The following is an 18,313-nucleotide window of genomic DNA, read 5'->3' as shown; positions in this document are numbered from 1 at the left end:
ACCTCTAGCTATCCATCCATATAAAGGCCCATCTCATGAGCGAAATGCCGACCACCGTTCACGACGCGATCGAATCGTGTCGCAGCGAGCTTTATGCCGCCGTCTTGAGCGACACGCTCGATCGTCACAGTCTCTACAACCAGTCGCCGCGCGGCGGCATGCGGTTGCTCGACGTGTCCAAACCGCTCTGCGGCCTTGCCAGGGTCGGCATCTACATGCCGGTCTATCACGACAGTGAGGAGCTCGACGTCTACGGCGAGGAGATCGATCTCGTCGACAGCCTGCAGCCGAACGAGGTGCCGGTGCTTGCCTGCCACGGGTTGGCGCATATCGCGCCGTGGGGCGAGTTGCTGTCGACCCGCGCCCAGGTGCTCAAGGCCGGCGGTTTCGTCACCGACGGTTCGGTGCGCGACGCCCGTATGATTCGTGAAATGGGCTTTCCAGTCGTGTGTGCAGGCACGACGCCGGTTGACACCAAATATCGCGGCAAGCTGGTGCTTTACGACGTGCCGGGCAAGATCGGCGGCGTCGACGTCAACAGCGGCGATCTGGTTTTCGCCGACGAGGACGGCATGGTGATCGTGCCGCGCACGCTGATCGTCGAGGTGGTCGGTGCGGCGCTGGCCAAGGTGCGCGCGGAAACCACGGTACGCAACGAGCTGGCGGCCGGCGAAACGCTGCGCACGATCTTCACGCGCCACCGGATCCTTTAGGCCATGACCGTGTCGCCCCTGACGGGAAAGCGGGTGCTCGTCACCGCGGCCGGCGCCGGCATCGGCCGGGCCTGCGCTGAGCGCATGGCTGCGGCAGGCGCGCATGTGCTCGCCACCGACATCGACCGCAGCGCGCTCGCCGGCCTGGAAGGGCCGGCGGGCATCCGCACGGCCGGGCTCGATGTATGCGACGAACGCGCGATCGGCGCGCTGGTCGACGAGCACGGGCCGTTCGATGTGTTGATGAACTGTGCCGGGATCGTGCATTCCGGCACGATCATGGACGCCACGGAGGCGGAGTTCGACCGTGCCGTCGATGTCAACGTGCGCGCGATGATGCGCACCATTCGGGCTGTTATGCCCGGCATGCTCGCGCAGGGCGACGGCGCGATCGTCAACATCGCGTCGGTGGTGTCCAGTGTGAAGGCGGCTCCCAACCGATTCGTCTACGCCACAACCAAGGCGGCGGTGATCGGCCTGACCAAGTCCGTGGCCGCCGATTTCGTCGCCCGCGGCATCCGCTGCAATGCGATTTGTCCGGGAACGGTCGACAGTCCCTCGCTCCAGCAAAGAATGCGGGCGGGCGGGGACTACGAGGCCGCCAGGGCGGCCTTCATCGCGCGCCAGCCGATGGGGCGCATCGGCACGCCCGACGAGATCGCCGATCTTGCCCTGCATCTGGCCGGGGCGACTTTCACCACCGGCCAGGCCTATGTCATCGATGGCGGCTGGACCGCCTGATCCATTGGCCCCGCGCGCCGATGCCGCGCGGGGCCGCATCGGACTTGCCTGCGAAAAATTTGGAGAACTGATGTGAAGCTCGTGCGTTATGGTGCGTCCGGACGGGAACGGCCGGGGCTTGTCGACGACCGGGGCGCGCTGCGCGACCTGTCGGCTCACGTCGACGGCTTGGCTGGAGAGGTGCTCGATCCGCGGGCGCTCGCCCGGCTCAAGACGATCGATCCTTCCTCGTTGCCGAAGGTGGAGGGCGATCCGCGGCTCGGCCCTTGCGTCGCCGGTACGGGGAAATTCATCTGTGTCGGCCTCAACTATTCCGACCATGCGGCCGAGGCGGGAGCCGCGGTCCCTTCCGAACCGATCCTGTTCATGAAGGCGACATCGGCGATTTGCGGCCCCAATGACGACCTCGTCCTGCCGCGCGGTTCACAAAAGACCGACTGGGAGGTCGAGCTCGGCGTGGTGATCGGGCGGACGGCCAGATATGTCGACGAAGCCGAAGCGCTCGATCACGTGGCCGGCTATTGCACTGCGCACGACGTATCCGAACGCGCCTACCAGCTCGAGCACGAGGGGCAGTGGACCAAGGGCAAGTCGGCCGACACGTTCGGGCCAACCGGACCCTGGCTGGTGCCGGCCGATGCAATCGAAAATCCGCTCGCGCTGCCGATGTGGCTCAAGGTGAACGGCGAAACCATGCAGGACGGATCGACGGCGACGATGATCTTCAAGCCGGCTTTCCTGGTTTCTTACATCAGCCGCTTCATGTCCTTGCAACCGGGCGATATCATCTCCACCGGCACCCCGCCGGGCGTCGGCATGGGCAAGACGCCGCCACGCTATCTGCGCGCGGGCGATGTCGTCGAACTCGGCATTGACGGGCTCGGGACGCAGCGCCAGACCGTGGTGGCCGCGCGTTAAAACAAGAAGTGAGAGCCGTTCTGCGTTTCCGTTAAAAAGCAGGACGGCTCTCGGGCGGAGCCAAATGGCTCCGGCCAAGCCACGAAATGCGGAGGAGCGGTGGATTCCGCCTATCCAAGAGCGGCCTCAGCGCGTGCTGTCGACGTAGCGTTGCATGCGCTTCATTGCGCCTGGGCCGAGTGCACGCCGATCCGCGTCGTCGCTTAAAATCGGCAATTCATCGGCGCGGTGGCAGGCGAGGCCACGATCGGCCCTGTCGGCCAGGGCCGGCGGCTCGCGTCGGCAGCGTTCGGCGGCGAACGGGCAGCGCGGATGGAAATGGCAGCCGGGCGGTGGGTCGATCGGGCTCGGCATCTCGCCCAGAATTTCCCTCTTGCGGGCGCCCGCAAGACTACCCACCCGCGGCACGGCCGACACCAGCATGCGCGTATAGGGATGGCCGGGGGCGTCGAACAGCGCCTTGCGGTCCCCGCGTTCCACCACGCAGCCGAGATACATCACCGCCACCTGGTCGGCCATGTGGCGGACGACGGCCAGATCGTGGGCGATGAACACATAGGCCAGGCCGAGGCGAGCCTGAAGGTCCTTGAGCAGGTTGATGATCTGAGCCTGCACGGAGACGTCGAGCGCCGACACCGGCTCGTTTTTTCGCCGCGCTGCGGCACACAGCATGAAAACGAGGACGACATGAGCGCATCCGCCCCGACACGGGTCGAGGTCGAAACCGAGCTTGGCAGCTTCACGCTGGCTGTTGACGAGGCCAACGCACCGATCAGCGCCGGCAATTTTCTCGCCTATGTCGATGGCGGCCATCTCGACGGCAGCGCGGTCTACCGGATCGTCACCATGCACAATCAGCCGCCCGAGACACCACACAAGATCGAGGTCATCCAATGGGGGTGGCGCCTGACCGACGGCACCGAACCGCCATTTCCGCCGATCCCGCACGAGCCGACCTCGCAGACCGGGCTGCGGCATCTGGACGGGACGCTGTCGATGACCCGGCGCGCCGGGCACTGCGGGGCCGGGTTTCTTCATCTGCCGCGGCGACCAGCCCGAACTCGACGAGGGCGGCGGCCGCAATCCCGATCGCGCCGGCTTTGCGGCGTTCGGCCAGCTTGTCTCCGGCCGCCAGACCATTGAAAGCCTGTTCGCTCGCGCAACAAGCAAGGAATATCTCGAAACCCCGATCCGTATCGTTCGGGTTGCCAGGATGGCTTCGCCGGACGCAGCGCGGTGACCGGACGATCGACCCGCTCCAAAACGGTGGTCGCCGATGTGTGTTGCCAGCGAAGCTGGCGGCCCCGGGGGAGGGCGTAGCAGCAAGAAGGCCTCGTCTGGCGCGACGTTGCGGAAATAGGCAGTTGAAATGGTGGGCGATGACAGGCTCGAACTGCCGACATCTTCGGTGTAAACGAAGCGCTCTACCAACTGAGCTAATCGCCCGCCTCGGCGCGGTTTAAGCGCTTCGTGGGCAATGTGCAAGCCTTCGCCGGCAGCGCGCACGCATGGCCGGCCCGGGGTCGGTGTCGTGTTTTTTGTCGCAGGCTGAGCCTGCCGTGTGCCTGCCCGCGGCAGGATAAAACCCACCCGCCCGCGTCGTTGGCGCGACGCCGCTCGCCTCGGTCCGGCAAGGGTGTGCACAATCGCTCTCGGGGCGCTTGACAGGCATTCGCGAACCGCTTAATTCAGCCGCCACGACGACGGTGCCTGTGGGCAACGCAAGTCGTAGCGCGGGTGTAGCTCAGTCGGTTAGAGTGCCGGCCTGTCACGCCGGAGGTCGCGGGTTCGAGCCCCGTCACTCGCGCCATTCTTTTCAAGCACTTCGCGTCCCGCCCCTCGTCGGTTTCAACTTTTTTCCGGCGGCCAGTTTCAACTTTTTGGCCTTGTTCTGTTCCATGCCGAGCAGCCGGCGCCCTTTGCGCCGGGCTTCGTCGGCGGCGCGGACCGCCGCCAGGTTGACCGGCATGTAGACCTTCTGCAGACGCTTCGATCGGTCGATCGAGTTGCCCATCTTCGCGGATATCGCTTCGAGCGCGCCGCCGCCGGCGTTGGCCTCGACCGAGCCGGATCGACGCATGTCCATCAGCCGCCGCTTTTCGTCCGGCCCGAACACGAGGCGGCGCACGTCGGCGAAGTCGTCGACCAGGCTATCCTTCGTGTAAGGCACGCCGGCGCGTGGCCGGCCGCCTTTCGGCCCCGGCGCGTAGCCGCGCGTTCGGAACATCGGCGCATCGTCGAGGATCGTGACGCCGAGGCCATCGAGGTAGGTCAGCACGAGCCTTTGCGTACGCAGCGACAGCGTGCCGAAGGCCGCCTCGTCGGTCTTGCCGCGCCTGATCAGGAAGCCCCAATCCTCGCGGGCCTCGACCGCGTGGCCCGGTGTGAGCGAGCGCACGTCGACCGGTGAGAACGAGGTATCCCACGCCACCGCGACGATGCAAGCCAGGCCGCGATAGCCTTCGCGCCATGCGCCCTTGACGAACCGCACGGCCTCGCCCTCCGACCATGTCTCGCTTCGCCCCGGCGGCGTCTTGCGTCGGATGCCGAGCGAAGGGTCCTGGCCGACGCCGCACAGCTGCATGCCCGACATGACGCGGTAGAGGCTGCGCCACGTCTTCATCGCGCGATAGGCCTTGTCGACCCCGTGCTTTTTGAGAAGACCGTGATACCAGGCGTCGATGATCTCGAACGTGATCCGGGCCGGCGGGCGGTCGCCGAAGAACGGCTCGATCCAGGTCCAGCCGCGTTCCCAATCCTCGCGTGTGCGGGGCTTCAATGCCGCCCACGTCTTCGTCTGCCGATACCGCTCGAAAGCATCGCCGACGGAACCGATGGGATAGCGGCGCGCGGCCGGTGAGCGCGTGATGCCCTTGCGGTAGGCCTGCCAGCGGTCTTCCCATTCCTGGGCGATTTTCCATGCGTCGGGGCCGTCCGGGCCGCAGGGAACCGGCGAGAACCCGGCCTCGACCATTTTTGGCGTTGGCATCCAATAGGTGTGCTTGCCGCCTTTCCGGCGCACGAAGTGCTTCAGCTTGATCTTAGCCAAGACGGGCGATCCTTTCGCGCATGATCGCCTCGTGATCCTCGGGGCGGACGCCGCCGGCGAAGCCTGCGCGTCGGTCGAGGAAAGCGTCGATCGCGACGAGATCGAAATGCCCGGTGACCGGGCAGGGGTGGGGGAAACCGTGCATGAGAAGCGCCGGCAGCTTGTCGCGGAATTCGTCAAGCGTGAGATGCAGGCGCCGCGCCGCCTTCGTCGGCGGCAGAAGGCGCGGCTGCACCGGGAAGCGGATGCTGTCGCGGCTCGGGGTGCTGGCGTGCTTTGGCGTCATCGCGGAAATCCCTTAAGGGGTGCGGGTGGCGGCCTTCACCCCACCACCCGCTGCTTCCGATCTGCACCTTCCGCCCCGCGCAGCCGTCGCTTGCCAATACGGTCACGGTCGGTGCTTTGGCGATAGGGCGGGATCGGGCCGCCCTATCTCGTGCTTGGTCGGCCTATTCGGCAGCACCGGGGTTGAAATACGCACTGCGCCAGTCGAGCACCGCGCATCCGAAATCCAGTTCGCACACGAAGATCATGCCCGGTTTCAGCAATACCTCGTCTGACCGAACCTGCGGGCCTTCGCGGCCACTCAAATAGCCGTGGGTGAAAGCGGGACGGGACGTCGGCTCGCCGAACAGCCACCATCCGGCGCCCTCGTACTGGTTTTCGACCAGAAGCTTCAGCCTCCCAGCGAAGGGATTCACGTCGTCAGTCTTGGTGGCCGCGAGGGCGGCAAGCAGTTTCTCACCGGCTGTTTCGAGTGCGGGACCGACGACGAGAACCGAAGGCGTAACGCCAGCGAGGCCGACGCCGTTGACATTCTTGTGCGTGCGCATCGCATGGCGGGCGACGGCCAGGGCCGGCACGTCCAGCTCGCCCGGGGTTTGCGCCACGTTATTTCGCGAGGCGTGAAACAGCGGGTTGCCATCCTTCAGCGTCGCGCCGGCGAAGGAGTTAGAGGAAAGCAGCTTGAAGAACTCCATCGCCTCGCGAGCTGTGGCGCTTTGTGCGAAGGCGACGTTGAAGTCGGCAAAGGCGCCAAGGTCGTCATTGACAATGGCTTTCCGCGACAAGGCAAACGCGCGCGCATAGGATTCGACGGAGAACTCGCTTTCCATGCTGCCGGTAGTGCCGAACGTGATCTCGCCGTCCTCGGTCAGTTTTTCGAGTGCCGGCGCCTCGCCAGGTCGGATGATCGTATGGGCGCGGAAATCGCCGACGCTCCTGGATCGGGACAGGGCCTTCAACACCGTTGGCGTTTCTGCGAACCGTTCCTGTAACGCGCGGTGGCCGGCTTCGATCAGAAGGCTCGGGAAGTCGCTGGTCGCATGCGCGCCTCGGACCTCGTATCTGCCGATCATCATGTCGGCGATTCGGCCGTCGTCGAGACTTCGCGTCGATACGCCGATGCCGTCATAGTACCGCCGACCGATTTCTGACATGCGGACGCCAGCGAAAGGGCGCTCACCTTGCGGTGCCGAGCCGCCCATCCTGCCGGCGAGTTCGGCGACGATCGCTTCGGTCGAAGCTTGTCCTTCCCGGCCATCGGAAAAGCCGATGTTGTGGTTCGGCGCCGTACGTGGCCCATTCCGCCGCGCGAGCCAGTCAAAGACGGCCTCGCGCGCTTCATCAACTGAGCGCGCATCGTCGACAATTTCGTCAGCGTCGGCCGTGGACATGCCACAACGCACCGCATTCTCGCGCAGGCTGTCGAGCTGACGCTGCCGCCTGGCCCTCGCGGTTTCGCCGTCGCCGCGGCGACGAGGCCTTTCGGCGGGTTCGGGGGGCGTGTTGATCGTCTCGATGTCGTCTTCGTCCATGTGGGAAAACTCCTTGCTTCGGACTCTTGCATTCGGATCAGCCCCAATGGGGGCTAGGCTGACCTCGTGCGGTCGCCATTTCGTAACGGTGATTTCAGCCTTGCCGTCGTCGTCGATCTTCTCGCGGTGGCGCAGGATCGAGTAGCCGACACTCACGGCGCGCAGCATGCCCTCGGCTATTTTCGCCTTTGCTGCCTGGCCTTCCGGGCTGTCCGAAAAGCGCAGCGTGCCAATCAACTTCCGGCCCTTGATGCGGGCGCTTTCCACACGCCCGAGAATCGCGGTGACCGAAAGGCTGTTGTGGCTGTCGAGCAGCGGGGCACCGACGAGGTGCGACATGTCGACCGCATCATCGGTGCACTGCAGGACTTCGGTGCCCCAATAGCGGGGAACCGGCGTTTCCGTCGCGAACACTGCCGTTACCGTTCCCGCTTCGGCATCGAAGGTCATCGGCAGGAAGTCGGCCCGGCGGGTCTGCTCGCCTTCCGCCCGACGGAAGGTCACTGGCTTTTCGTGGCGGACGATGTTGCCACCCCATGCGCTGCGTCTGCTCAATGGCTTGCCTCCGAAAGATGCCCATCCGCCGCGGCCGCCAGAATCTCTGTCAAGCGCTGCTCGGAGGTGATCGCGCCGATGAAGCTCAACAGCAGTCGCGCAACGGGGAAGGGGACGTCGAGATCGCGTGCGAGGTCACTTTCGCGATAGGGTTCGCCGGCGCCGGCCAGCGAACGGTCCATGGCGTTCTTGGCATCGTGCAGCCGGAAGACAAACTCCTCCGTCAGCATCCGATCGGCGAGCTGGTTGAGACGCGCGGTGTTCAAGATGCCCTCTCCGCGATCCGATCAAGTGTCGTTCGGACACGGCGGACGATGCGGGTCACGCTGATTTCCCAGCTTGCTTCCGTGAAGAACTCTGCCTGACCGCCACCCATGGCTTCTAAAGCGTCGAACGCGGCCCACCGATCCCCTTGAGCGCCGGCGCTTTCAGCATCCTTGGCGGTGACGATTTGTCCGTACCATTCGCCATGCCGCCCGGAGCCAAGGACACAAATCAGGCGTTCATCGCTGTCATCGATCATCATGGCGCGATGGATGGAGTCGTTGACCACGCTGTGGTTTGTGACCAGCTCGACGGCCTCATCCATCGAGAAACCCAGGCGGTTAAGCGCACGGGCAACGGCGATGTAATGCACATCCACTTCGCGATAGAGCCAATAGCCGCGCTCGCCTTGGCTTCCGAGCAGGCAATACTTGCGAGTTCGCCATTGCCTTAAGGTGTTTGCGTCGACGCCGATCGCCTCTCCTGCTTCTCCTGCAGTAAATTTCGTCCTCTCTTGCATGGTCACATTTTCCCGGTTGTGCATCACTTCGCTTCCAGAAATAGCGCATCATATGAAGCGAGTCAAGCGTACCGCTACATACGATGCGCTATATGTATCTCCTTCTCGATCGCGCCACGATCGATGCCAAGGGCCATTTCGAGGCGGTGAACTTCCTTCGCGGCGGCGGCACGTTCGTCCGCGGCCTCGTCAAGGCCGATCGATCGGCGCTCGTCGTCGTAGCGCGCCGCCTGGCGGCGGAAGTTGTCCAGCAACCGAGCATAGGTCTGTTCGCGCCTGGCCTCGGCGGCAGGGCCGAAGGGCGAGCGGTGCGCTCCCCATGTGCGATGGATGTCGGCTTCGCAGGTTGCATATTGCGGGGGGCGCCCAGCGTGGCCGGTCGAGATCGCGACGCGTGGCGCGTGATCCTCGACGAAAGCCTCGAGCATTTCTTCGCGCGCTTCGGCGCGCAGATAGCGCGCCCTGGCCTCGACAAGCGCGGCCGGCAGGTCGGGGGTGTGCGAGGCCGTGGTCGGCCTTGCGCCGGCGGCGACGAAGATCATGGCGGGCAGGGTGGCGAAGAACTGGCGGCGGAAAAGGTTCATGGCGGATTTTCCTTGATGTGGTGGCACAGGATCGTATGATCCCAAAAGTATCAATCTGGAATCGAACCATTGTCAATACTAAAAGTATCAATTCGCCAGTTAAAGGCGGCGCGAGCCTTGAAAGGATGGTCGCAAGCCGATCTCGCAAAGCATGCCGGTGTCTCACTGCCGACCATCAAGCGGTTGGAGGCCGCCGACGGCAGTGACATCGGTGGTCGAGCTGACACCACTGAAGCGATTGTGAATGCCCTTACGGCGAACGGTGTCATTTTCGTTGACGAAAACGGCGAGGGCCCCGGCGTCAGGCTACGGAAAGTTCGCGCGGCCGACAGATGAAGCCGGGGCTGCATTACGCACCTCTCGGCATGAGCCGCGAGGAGGCGGCCCGCTATGTTGGCGTCGGAACGACGACGTTCGATCGGATGGTTGCCGAGGGCGTCATGCCGCGTCCGAAGCGCTATCGTGGCCGCGTGCTATGGAATCGGGTCGCGCTCGAACTCGCTTTCGAGGACCTGCCGGAAAACGAGGGCAATATGATCGACAAGATTCTGGGCTTATGATTCGGCGATGACTAAGCCGCTTCGTTTCACGAAATCTGAGATCGCTAACGCCGCGAGGATCGCGCGCGAATATGGCGTTGCCATCAAGCTTGACGCCGACGGCTCTATCATCATTTACCCGGACGCCAGAGCGGCGAAGGCGGCTAGTAACAGCACCACCGACAAGGCAACATCCGCATTTGAAAAGTGGAAGGCGCAGAGGGACGCTGACCCGGCGCGCGGTGGGCGCCCCCGGTGAAGATTTTCACGCCGCGCCAGCGCTTCTAGAACGCTGCGCATAGGGGCTCACCACAGCGCGATCTCGGGTCGCTCGCGAGATGCGCTAGGCCAGGACCCAATCGCATGACCTAGTGGTTGCCTGCCCACCATGCCCGCGCGCGCAGGAACTTCGTTCTCTGTCTGTACCTCGGTCTAGCCGCACGAGCGAATCAACTCCATTATGGAACGACGGTTGATTCGGCAGGGGGTCTGCGGGATTTCGGTCGGCAGTTGGACCCGTTTTGCGGGTCCGGCGCACTTTCCTCAGACAATTTGGCTGGGGACGGATGTGGATTGCGCGGATCGAGCCTGCCTGTAGAGGTTCAAACCCTGCTAAATCGATTGATTGGAGCCTATAAACGCAAATCGCCGAGACGGTGCCGCGTCTCGGCGATAGAGCAAATCGGAAAGCGTTCGCGACGGATTGCAGTTGGTGATTTGCGATGACGTTCGTTCCACAACATCGGAAGGGCGTCAATAGCCAATTCGTCGCGGCGATCGAGGTAGTTGCCGCATGACAAGAGAACAGTACTGGTCGGTGGTGAAGCACCACTTCACGCTCACCCGGACCCGGTTTCGGGCAGGTGATATGGTGCTTTGTCGTAATGCAGATGGCGGGGATCAGTATGTGCGCGATCCGACCGATCTCTTGCCGGCCGAGCGACGAAACGAACTTCTGAACCTCGCCCGCGTGATGGACGTTGACGAGCCCTGCTTCTGCTAGGCGGCTTCGTGAGCCGTGGGAACTGCGACCCACGGGGGGACTTTTGTGTCGGTTTCGACTTCCCGGACAATTACGTCGGTGCCGCGGGCAGCAAACATCACGCGGATGGCTTCGGGCACGCCCTCGATGACCTCTTCGCGAGAGCGGCCGCTCACGTAAAGGCCTGGTAGATCAGGGCTTGTCACATATACGAGGCCGTTAGCTTCGGCCATCGCCAGATGTATGATTTTCGCTTTCATTCCTCGTCCTCCCGAACAGCGTACGTCGCCGGCTCTTTCGGCCGCGTTAACGCGTGCTCGAATGTAGGAGATGACCATAGCTAGGCTCTGTCAAGCTGCATTGCAACACATCCACACGCCATTTCGCAAGCGCGAAAACGCAACGCTGCAATGCCATATATGCAACACGAAACTTGCGCGACGCCTTCGACCAGTCCCGCATCACTCACCCGCCTCGGGCATGGAAAGCCCCGTATTGCGCCCCGTAGGCGAGCGGCCAGGCCCGGAAACCCTGGCGTTGACCGTCACCGTGCCGACATTGGCCCGGAAGGAAGCGGCCGCCTCCTCGCCGATCCGCCGGCCGACGCCCTCGACCATGCGCGAGAAGATCGACCCGGCCTCGCCGCCGGCGTCGTTGACGGCGCGCGCGGCGTCCATGATCGACGATTTCGCGCTTTCGCCGCCGCGCGACAGCGCCTCGTCGATCGCCTCGGCGACGCCGTTCGGATCGGCGCGCAGCGCCGCCATCGATTCCCGCTCGGCGTCGCGCGGCGACGCACCGGCGGCAAACGGGCGGATGACGCCCGGATGATAGGGCCGCGCCGCCTGCTGGCGTCGATAGTCGGCCTCGAAGGATGCATCGCCGCCTGGCGCCGGGCGCGGCGCCGGCAGCGGCATCTGGCCGGCCGGAAGCGCCGGCGCGGCGGCGCGCGAGCGGCCGAGCGCCGAATAGGCGTCGATCGCGCGGCGCTGTTCCTTCGACCGGTAGCCCGACCGCCAGAGCAGCTCGTCCTTTTCGGACTCGCTCGCCGACGTATAAAAACGCGCGCGGTCGAGCACGCCGTCGCCGCGCTTTTTGAGCGCCGCCTCGATCGCCGTGCCGCGCTCGAAATAGTCGGCGGCGGCGTCGAGGGCGCGGCCGGCGCCGGCCTCGAACAGGCCCTTGCCGAATTCCTCTTTCAGCCGGCCCCAGGAGTTGCCGATCTTGTCGAAAGAGCCCTGGGCGTCGTCGCCGAGCCGGACCAGGTCAGCGCGCACCGTGCCGGATGCGTCGGCGAGTTCGCGCATGAAGCCGGCGAATTCGTCGGTGTTGTTGATCAGCGCCCGCATGCCGATCAGCATCTGCTTGTCGGTAAAGAGCTGCGGCAGTTTCGACATGTCGCCCTTGACGGTCTCGACCGACAGGCGAACGAAGGCGTCGAGCAGGTCCTCGCCGGCCGCGCGCGCGGCTTCCATCTCGGCGCGGATGTTGACGCCAAAGTTTTTCCTGAAGTTGTTGGAGATCGTGTTCGAGTCCAGTTTGGTCAGCACGTCCATGAAGGCAGTCGCCGCCTCGCCCGACGTGCCGGTTTCCAGCCGCACTGTCTGCAGGGCGGCGACCAGGCGCTTCAGGCCTTCCTCGCCCTGGTAGCCGAGCGCGGCGAAGGCTGGCGCCAGCGACGGCAGCTCCGCCGCCATGTCCTTCAGCTCGAACTTGCCGGCCTTGCCGCCCTTGGCGAGGATGTCGAAGGCCCGCTCCATCTGCGGGGCGGCGATCGCGAAGGAGGTGCCGACGGCATCGGCCGTCGTCGCCATGTCGCCGAAGGCGGCATCGGCGGCGTGCGCGGTGCCGGCCACCGACGGCAGGAAGGCCAGCGCCTCGTCGAGCGACTTGCCCGAGGCGACCAGGCTTTCGAAGCCCTCCACCACGTTTTCGATCGGCGTTTCCAGGTCCATCGCGATCTGCCGCAAGTGGGCGAGCGCGTCGGCCGTCTGTTCGCTGCTTGCATCGGCGGTGATGCCGATCCGCTCCATGCGCCGCTCGATCGCCGCGAAGGCCTTCGCCGAGGTGACGCCGAGGGCGGCCACGGCGGTCGGCGCCGCGTAGCGCATTAGCATCGCGTTCATGTCGCGCGTGCCGGCGGCGATCATGCCCTGCGTGCGGTTGAAGGCGCGGGCCTTCCGGTCGATCGCTTCGAGATTGCCGGACATCTTCCTGAAGGCGTCCATAGATCCGAGTTTCGACGACAGGCGCAGGATCGCCTCGACTGTCTTGCTGGCCATCGCTCTCCAATTCTCCTGTTGCGTGTTAACCGCTCGCGCGGTCGTTAACCGTGTTAACCCAGCGAAACGGCAGCCTCGCTAGCGATATTTCGGGGTCGCCCCGACCCGTAAAGGGGGAGGGGCTGGGAAGGACCCGTGCGCCCCAACTGCCCCAACCACGTTCCGTGATAAGACAAAGTTGGGGCGCAGGATTCGTCAACGCTTTCAGTGCTTTGCCCCAACTGCCCTAACTGCCCTAAGAGAATAGAAGGTCGTTGAACGAATTCGCCTCCTCGCTGCTTGTATGGGGATCGCGCGCGTAGGCGCGCGGAAACCGTTGGGGCAGTTGGGGCAGTTGGGGCAATGCCTTGATATCGCACGGCTTTTTCGCGCCCCAACTTCGGGTCATGCCCCAATCTAGGTTGGGGCATTGGCGTTGCCGTCATCGCCGTCTCCCCAATCATTGGCTTGCTTCATCAAGTCGTCGAGGTAGGCGCGACAATCTTCGAGCTGCGGCAGGAAGTAGACCCATGGCCGCCGCGCTGAAGCGCCATCCTCCGAGGTGACCGTCCGTTTCGCTCGCTTCAGGCGAGGCAGAAGCTTTGCAAGCCGCATCCCGAAGCTTTGGCTCGATACCCGAAAGCGGATGCCCATTTTTTCGGTCTGTGTACGATAGTCCTCATAGAGCTGACCGCACTCGACGAATTCGGGCCAGGTATCGATCCGGGTCAGGGGCGCGCCATCGGCGAGGCGGTCGAGCCACCACTGTTCGACGGGGTCTAGCGACCGCATCTTCTGTTCGAGCAGCGCCCTGGTTTTCGGTATCTCGCGAAGGCTCACCCGCGCCAGGTCGAAATTGAGCAGGTCGTGAAGCAGCGCCTCACGGCCGCCGGCGTCAAGTTCTGCCTCCATTTCGGCGAAATAGCCGGTGTTCTGTGCGCATCGCGGATTGACGTCGAAGACTGCGAAGCGCCGCTCGTCCTTGCCGGCCGGGATCACCCATTCCTCGTTGCTGGTCATCATGAGCCGGACGAAATTGGCCACCCGGATCGGATCGACGCCTTTCGACTCGATCATCTGCTTTTCCGAGGTCACTAGGCCGCGAAGATGTCCCTCGGCGGCCTTGTCGCCGGCAAACACTGCCTCGTCAGCCTGGAGCAGAAGGCAGGCCGCCATGAAGGCGTTGAACTGCCCGACGACATAGCGGGGATTGTCGACGTGGAAATAATGCGCTCGGATCAACGAGCCGAAGACCTCGCCGACCTTCGTCTTGCCGGCGCCCATCCCGCCGCGAAGCACGATCGCGGTTCCGGGCTTTTCGCGTGGCCGCTGCATCATCTGCGCAAACCATCCGAACAGCCAATCAAAGTTCCGCTCGTCGCCGTCGCACACATTGGTGAGAAGGTGGTCACGAAAGATCGCGTAGCTGCCGCCAGCCTTCGGCTCGATCGAAAAGCCGCGCCAGAGATTGAAGTGACCCGACCGCCCAGGCGCCCCGTCGGGATCGGGATGAAATTCGATCCCGTCGAACTGGCGGCGGGCGCGGCTGTCGAGCCACGCCTCGGCGAACGTCTTCCACTTCGTCTTGCCGTCTGCGGCCCGAACCTCGGTGTAGCGGTTGCCGTGCAGAAGCTGGAACGAATGGGATTTCAGGAACTGCAGCCGCTCCTCGGGCGGCGCGTCGGGCTTTTCCCATAGGATGACCGCCTGGCTTCCTATCGGCACGACCGCGAACTCGGCGTTGAAATCATCGATATCGAAGCCATCCGGCTCTGAATCGGTTTCACCCATCGCCGCGCGCGCATAGCTATCCCATTCGGCCTGGCGTTCCGGCTCGTCGTCGCCGGGGCGCGGCCCCATCTGGTTTAGGCAATCCGTCGCCACTCGGGCGGCGGCCTCGCGGTCCAGCTCGCGATCGTTCTTGCTGGTCTTGCCCATCGACTAGACCGCCGGAACGGTTTCAACTTCGGTGGATAGGCGGCCAAAATCGCCTATGGCCGACTTGAAACTGCCGTTTGAAGCGTTTCGCGTTCCGCCTGGCCTGTCACGCCGGAGGTCGCGGGTTCGAGCCCCGTCACTCGCGCCATTCTTGTCTCGATTCCGTCTTCCTGAAACAGGCAGTGCGCAGCGCCTATGGCTTGCGCCGTCTTGACGTTGGTCGCCGTTTTTCCGACAGTTCGCCACGACACGGTCGCCGCCGCGCGTGCCAGGTGTGAAATGTTGGTTTTGCGCGACAGGGAGGCAAGCTCGATGCCGGCTTCGGCCGAGACCCTTGACGATCCGGGCGCCGAGGCCGGCGCGCGCGCCGCGCCGACGGAAATCGAGCTCAAGCTGGTGGTTCCCGCCGCGCGCCTGGCCGAGATAGCATGCGCGCCGGTAATCGAGCGTCATGCCCGCAATGCCGGGACCGTCCGCCGCCTGAACTCGGTCTATTACGACACGCCCGACCGGTCCCTTTGGGAAGCCGGCTTTACGCTGCGCGTGCGCAGCAAGGGCTCGGCCTGCACAATGACGGTCAAGTCGACGGCGCCCGTCAATGGCGGTCTGCTCGGGCGCAGCGAGTGGGAGGCGCCGGTGCCGGACATGCAGCCGCGCATCGAGGTGCTGGCCCCGCACCTGCCCAAAGCCTTCTTCGCGGCGCTCGGCGCGGCCCCGCTCGAACCGATGTTTTCGACCGAAGTCAGGCGCCGCACACGCAAGCTCGACCTGCCCGACGCCGTGATCGAACTGGCTGTCGACGAAGGCCGCGTCGTGGCCGGAGCGGCGAGCGAGCCGATCTGCGAGCTCGAATTCGAGCTCGAAAGCGGCGCCGCATCGGCCCTCTACGATCTGGCGCTCGGCCTTCTCGATCACGGGCCGGCCGAGCTCAGCGTGCACAGCAAGGCGGCGCGCGGCTTCGACCTGGCGCTCGGCCGGCCACCGGCCTATGCGAAGGCGAAGAAAAGCGCCCTTCGCGGCCGGGTCGTCCTCGACGACGTTTTCGCGGCTATGCTGGTCGATGCCTTGCTACATTTCGTGCGCAACAAGCCGGCCGCCGTCGACGGTCGCCATCCCGAAGGGGTCCACCAGCTGCGCGTCGCGCTGCGGCGCATGCGCGCCATCCTCAAGCTGCTGGGCAAGCTGACCGACTCGTCCGAGGCCGGCGCGTTCGCCGATGAGGCGCGTTGGCTCGCCAGCGCGCACGGCGACGCCCGCGAGTGGGACGTTTTCCTGGCCGAGACCGTGCCGCCCGTCGCCTCGGCCTGCCCGGAGATTGCCGGTTTCGCCGTCCTGCAAGCCGCGGCCGAGCGCTTGCGCGCCGAGGGCTACGATAAAGCCCGCGCCGCGCTGGCCGACCGTCGCGCCCAGCGCTTTCAGCTTCTGCTCGCCCGCTGGATCGAATGCCGGGGTTGGCGCGCCGAACTGTCTGACAAGGCGCGCGCCGCTCTTGCCGCGCCGGCGACCGACCATGCGCTCGCCGTGCTGACGCGCCAGCACCGCAAGGTGCTGGCCAAGGGGCGGCATTTCGACAGGCTGGAACCGGAAGCCCGCCACGAATTGCGCCTGGCGGTCAAGAAGCTTCGCTACGTCACCGACTTCCTGCTGCCGTTGTGCGCAAGGGGCAAGCGGGCAAAACGCTACGCCAAGACGCTGTCGGCTCTCCAGGACGGGCTCGGCCGTTACAATGACGTCGCCGTCACCGCCGCTCTGCTTGACCGGCTGGCCGTGCCGGAAACACCGGCGGCCGGGCATGAGGCATGCGGCGCGATCCGTGGCTGGCAGGCCCGCGACCTGGCCGATCTGGAAGCGGGCCTGCGTGCCTTGTGGGACGCCTTTCGCGCCGCCGGCCGGCCCTGGACCGGATAAGGGGCGGCTTTGCGGCGCGTGCGGATCACGCCGCCGCCTTGCCGTCGCCGACAGAGCCGGCCGACAACGGCAACCCGTCGCAGAACCTGACCTGCCGGCAGCGCCGCCGCGGATCGCAAAGATCCGCCGCGGTCCGGACGTCGCGGGCGTCCCTTTTCGTCCCGTCTGCAACTCCGAATGTATGAAAATCTCAATATAAGCAATGAAATACATTTTCTAGTTGCATTTTAAGTAAAAATCCGAAGCCATCGATGTAGAGTTCATTTTATATGCAAAGGGGATCGTAGATGTCCCTGGGATGTCGCGGTTTCGGCTTTACTTTATGTGGAGTCGTGGCCGGAAGTTTGGCTTTTGTATCGTTTTTCAGCGTCTTTTTGCCTGATTTTTTCGGGTTGAGACAGGCGCAGGCTCAGGACAGTTCTGAGACGGCAGGGGACGCGTTGCGGCAAAAATTCTCCGAATACGCAAACCAATGTTTGACAGAGCTTTCCGGAAAAAACCCGATCGCCTTTCCAAAGCAGTTCCAATGCATTGACGGTCCTATTCTGCCGATAAGCCAGAAGGGGGTGCCGATCCCCGCCGACACGCCGGCGGATTCGAAATACTTCACCGACAAGACGGCATGCGATAAGCCGCCCATCCTCGACATCTCGCGCGGCGGAATCGGGCAATGCGTGCCGAACTCACGCCTTCAGGTGCGACAGGTCGAGCAGCAGGACGTGGATCAGAAGGACTGGCCCTATTACGCGCTTTTGTGCCGCAACTACAAATATCGCAGCCTCGCGGAAGAGAAGATCAAGCCGGAATATGACGACATCGCCATGATCGTCTACAGCCCGGCCAACAAGAAAACCTGCTTTTTCCAGCGGCTGTCAGACCCCAATCTGACCGCCTTTACCGTCTCGGGCAGCGCCTTTGCCCCGCAGCAGGCGATCCCGGGAACCGATATTCCTTCTCCCTTCGAGGCCGGCGCGGACGCGTTCTGGGACAAACCTTCCGTGGTCGAACAGATCAACTGCGCCCAATGCCACGACGCCAACCCCTATGTGCGCACGCCCTATGCCTATCAGGTGACGATCAACAAGACCGACAGCCTGCCGCGGCGCAGCTCCGGCGAAGCCTACGAGATCGTCGCGCTCGACCATTTCGGTGCGAGCTGGAAGCAATATCACGGCTACTTCGACATTCAGCCGCGCAAGACGGGCGAGGAGGGGGCGTGCGTGACCTGCCACAGCCTCGGGCTCGGCAATTCCAGCGGCTCGTTCACCGATTATTCGGCCGGCAAGCCGGCGCCGAACCAGCTCGATACCGGCGAATTCGATGACACCCACTGGATGCCGCCGCGAGCCAAGCCGACGAGCTGGAGCAAGAATTACGACAGTTCGGTGAAGAAGCTGCAGGCCTGCAACGCCACGCCGGACGCCAAGGGCTGTAACAAGAAGATGCTGCACTAACGCGGCGAAACCGCCTGACGAGGGCATGGCAACGACCGGCGGATGTCGGTTTTCGAAACGGCGCGCGAAC

19 protein-coding genes, 2 tRNA genes and 1 pseudogene are annotated in these 18,313 nt (G+C 64.4%); 11 read left to right on the top strand and 11 right to left on the bottom strand.

Annotated elements, in window-relative coordinates; all coding sequences use genetic code 11:
• The first annotated feature begins 35 nt into the window (after positions 1-35).
• The 3 genes from C7T96_RS04050 to C7T96_RS04040 all read left to right on the top strand — a co-directional run bounded on the left by C7T96_RS04050 (position 36) and on the right by C7T96_RS04040 (position 2,372).
• Positions 36-713: an RraA family protein gene (locus C7T96_RS04050; protein ID WP_199190404.1), complete on the top strand. Its 678-nt coding sequence runs from the start codon at positions 36-38 to the stop codon at positions 711-713.
• A gap of 3 nt (positions 714-716) precedes the next feature.
• Complete coding sequence (locus C7T96_RS04045; RefSeq protein WP_106569839.1) at positions 717-1,454, top strand: SDR family oxidoreductase; 738 nt, start codon at positions 717-719, stop codon at positions 1,452-1,454.
• A gap of 72 nt (positions 1,455-1,526) precedes the next feature.
• A complete protein-coding gene (locus C7T96_RS04040; protein WP_106569838.1) occupies positions 1,527-2,372 on the top strand; it encodes a fumarylacetoacetate hydrolase family protein in 846 nt (281 codons plus the stop codon).
• Positions 2,373-2,498: 126 nt separating this feature from the next.
• Here C7T96_RS04040 and C7T96_RS04035 read toward each other — a convergent pair.
• A pseudogene (locus C7T96_RS04035) lies at positions 2,499-3,017 on the bottom strand (oligopeptide/dipeptide ABC transporter ATP-binding protein); the annotation flags it as partial.
• 42 nt (positions 3,018-3,059) lie between these two features.
• Between C7T96_RS04035 and C7T96_RS24310 the strand changes: the two are divergent.
• On the top strand, positions 3,060-3,515 hold the full coding sequence (locus C7T96_RS24310) for a peptidylprolyl isomerase (protein WP_245414061.1): 456 nt from the start codon (positions 3,060-3,062) through the stop codon (positions 3,513-3,515).
• A 227-nt stretch (positions 3,516-3,742) separates the two neighbouring features.
• On the opposite strand, the gene C7T96_RS04025 is transcribed toward C7T96_RS24310, so the two are convergent.
• Positions 3,743-3,818, bottom strand: a tRNA-Val gene (locus C7T96_RS04025).
• A 287-nt stretch (positions 3,819-4,105) separates the two neighbouring features.
• On the opposite strand from C7T96_RS04025, the gene C7T96_RS04020 reads away from it, so the two are divergent.
• Positions 4,106-4,182: transfer RNA gene (locus tag C7T96_RS04020), tRNA-Asp, on the top strand.
• Between the two features lie 6 nt (positions 4,183-4,188).
• On the opposite strand, the gene C7T96_RS04015 is transcribed toward C7T96_RS04020, so the two are convergent.
• The 6 genes from C7T96_RS04015 to C7T96_RS03990 all read right to left on the bottom strand — a co-directional run bounded on the left by C7T96_RS04015 (position 4,189) and on the right by C7T96_RS03990 (position 9,161).
• On the bottom strand, positions 4,189-5,421 hold the full coding sequence (locus tag C7T96_RS04015) for a hypothetical protein (protein WP_106569837.1): 1,233 nt from the start codon (positions 5,419-5,421) through the stop codon (positions 4,189-4,191).
• Positions 5,414-5,707, bottom strand: coding sequence for a hypothetical protein (locus tag C7T96_RS04010; protein WP_106569836.1), 294 nt, complete (start codon positions 5,705-5,707; stop codon positions 5,414-5,416). The genes C7T96_RS04015 and C7T96_RS04010 overlap by 8 nt, the downstream gene beginning before the upstream one ends.
• Before the next feature lie 163 nt (positions 5,708-5,870).
• Positions 5,871-7,793, bottom strand: coding sequence for a prohead protease/major capsid protein fusion protein (locus C7T96_RS04005; RefSeq protein ID WP_146149136.1), 1,923 nt, complete (start codon positions 7,791-7,793; stop codon positions 5,871-5,873).
• The gene (locus tag C7T96_RS04000) at positions 7,790-8,059 is read right to left on the bottom strand and encodes a hypothetical protein (RefSeq protein WP_106569834.1); all 270 of its coding nucleotides are present in this window, start codon (positions 8,057-8,059) and stop codon (positions 7,790-7,792) included. Before C7T96_RS04000 ends, C7T96_RS04005 begins: the two co-directional genes overlap by 4 nt.
• The gene (locus C7T96_RS03995; protein WP_106569833.1) at positions 8,056-8,601 is read right to left on the bottom strand and encodes a MerR family transcriptional regulator; all 546 of its coding nucleotides are present in this window, start codon (positions 8,599-8,601) and stop codon (positions 8,056-8,058) included. The genes C7T96_RS04000 and C7T96_RS03995 overlap by 4 nt, the downstream gene beginning before the upstream one ends.
• A 50-nt stretch (positions 8,602-8,651) precedes the next feature.
• On the bottom strand, positions 8,652-9,161 hold the full coding sequence (locus C7T96_RS03990; protein WP_106569832.1) for a hypothetical protein: 510 nt from the start codon (positions 9,159-9,161) through the stop codon (positions 8,652-8,654).
• A gap of 69 nt (positions 9,162-9,230) precedes the next feature.
• On the opposite strand from C7T96_RS03990, the gene C7T96_RS03985 reads away from it, so the two are divergent.
• The 4 genes from C7T96_RS03985 to C7T96_RS03970 all read left to right on the top strand — a co-directional run bounded on the left by C7T96_RS03985 (position 9,231) and on the right by C7T96_RS03970 (position 10,703).
• Positions 9,231-9,497 (top strand): helix-turn-helix transcriptional regulator, encoded by a 267-nt coding sequence (locus tag C7T96_RS03985; protein WP_106569831.1) that lies wholly within the window; start codon positions 9,231-9,233, stop codon positions 9,495-9,497.
• Positions 9,494-9,721: a hypothetical protein gene (locus tag C7T96_RS03980; protein WP_106569830.1), complete on the top strand. Its 228-nt coding sequence runs from the start codon at positions 9,494-9,496 to the stop codon at positions 9,719-9,721. Before C7T96_RS03985 ends, C7T96_RS03980 begins: the two co-directional genes overlap by 4 nt.
• Before the next feature lie 7 nt (positions 9,722-9,728).
• The gene (locus C7T96_RS03975) at positions 9,729-9,959 is read left to right on the top strand and encodes a hypothetical protein (RefSeq protein WP_106569829.1); all 231 of its coding nucleotides are present in this window, start codon (positions 9,729-9,731) and stop codon (positions 9,957-9,959) included.
• A gap of 534 nt (positions 9,960-10,493) precedes the next feature.
• Positions 10,494-10,703, top strand: coding sequence for a hypothetical protein (locus tag C7T96_RS03970; RefSeq protein ID WP_106569828.1), 210 nt, complete (start codon positions 10,494-10,496; stop codon positions 10,701-10,703).
• On the opposite strand, the gene C7T96_RS03965 is transcribed toward C7T96_RS03970, so the two are convergent.
• The 3 genes from C7T96_RS03965 to C7T96_RS03955 form a co-directional block, all read right to left on the bottom strand.
• A complete protein-coding gene (locus C7T96_RS03965) occupies positions 10,700-10,942 on the bottom strand; it encodes a hypothetical protein (RefSeq protein ID WP_106569827.1) in 243 nt (80 codons plus the stop codon). The two genes, C7T96_RS03970 and C7T96_RS03965, sit on opposite strands and share 4 nt — an antisense overlap.
• Before the next feature lie 201 nt (positions 10,943-11,143).
• A complete protein-coding gene (locus tag C7T96_RS03960; protein WP_106569826.1) occupies positions 11,144-12,964 on the bottom strand; it encodes a phage tail tape measure protein in 1,821 nt (606 codons plus the stop codon).
• A 396-nt stretch (positions 12,965-13,360) separates the two neighbouring features.
• On the bottom strand, positions 13,361-14,881 hold the full coding sequence (locus tag C7T96_RS03955; protein WP_106569825.1) for a primase-helicase family protein: 1,521 nt from the start codon (positions 14,879-14,881) through the stop codon (positions 13,361-13,363).
• Positions 14,882-15,193: 312 nt separating this feature from the next.
• Between C7T96_RS03955 and C7T96_RS03945 the strand changes: the two genes are divergently transcribed.
• The gene (locus tag C7T96_RS03945; protein WP_158264303.1) at positions 15,194-16,789 is read left to right on the top strand and encodes a CYTH and CHAD domain-containing protein; all 1,596 of its coding nucleotides are present in this window, start codon (positions 15,194-15,196) and stop codon (positions 16,787-16,789) included.
• A 476-nt stretch (positions 16,790-17,265) separates the two neighbouring features.
• Complete coding sequence (locus C7T96_RS03940; protein ID WP_158264302.1) at positions 17,266-18,243, top strand: hypothetical protein; 978 nt, start codon at positions 17,266-17,268, stop codon at positions 18,241-18,243.
• The last annotated feature ends 70 nt before the right edge of the window (positions 18,244-18,313 follow it).

This window comes from Nitratireductor sp. StC3 (genome assembly GCF_003015025.1).
In the GTDB taxonomy this organism is placed as follows: Bacteria; Pseudomonadota; Alphaproteobacteria; order Rhizobiales; family Rhizobiaceae; genus Mangrovimarina; species Mangrovimarina alexandrii.
Note: the sequence above shows the minus strand (reverse complement) of the source record. Positions and strands in the feature narration are given on the sequence as shown.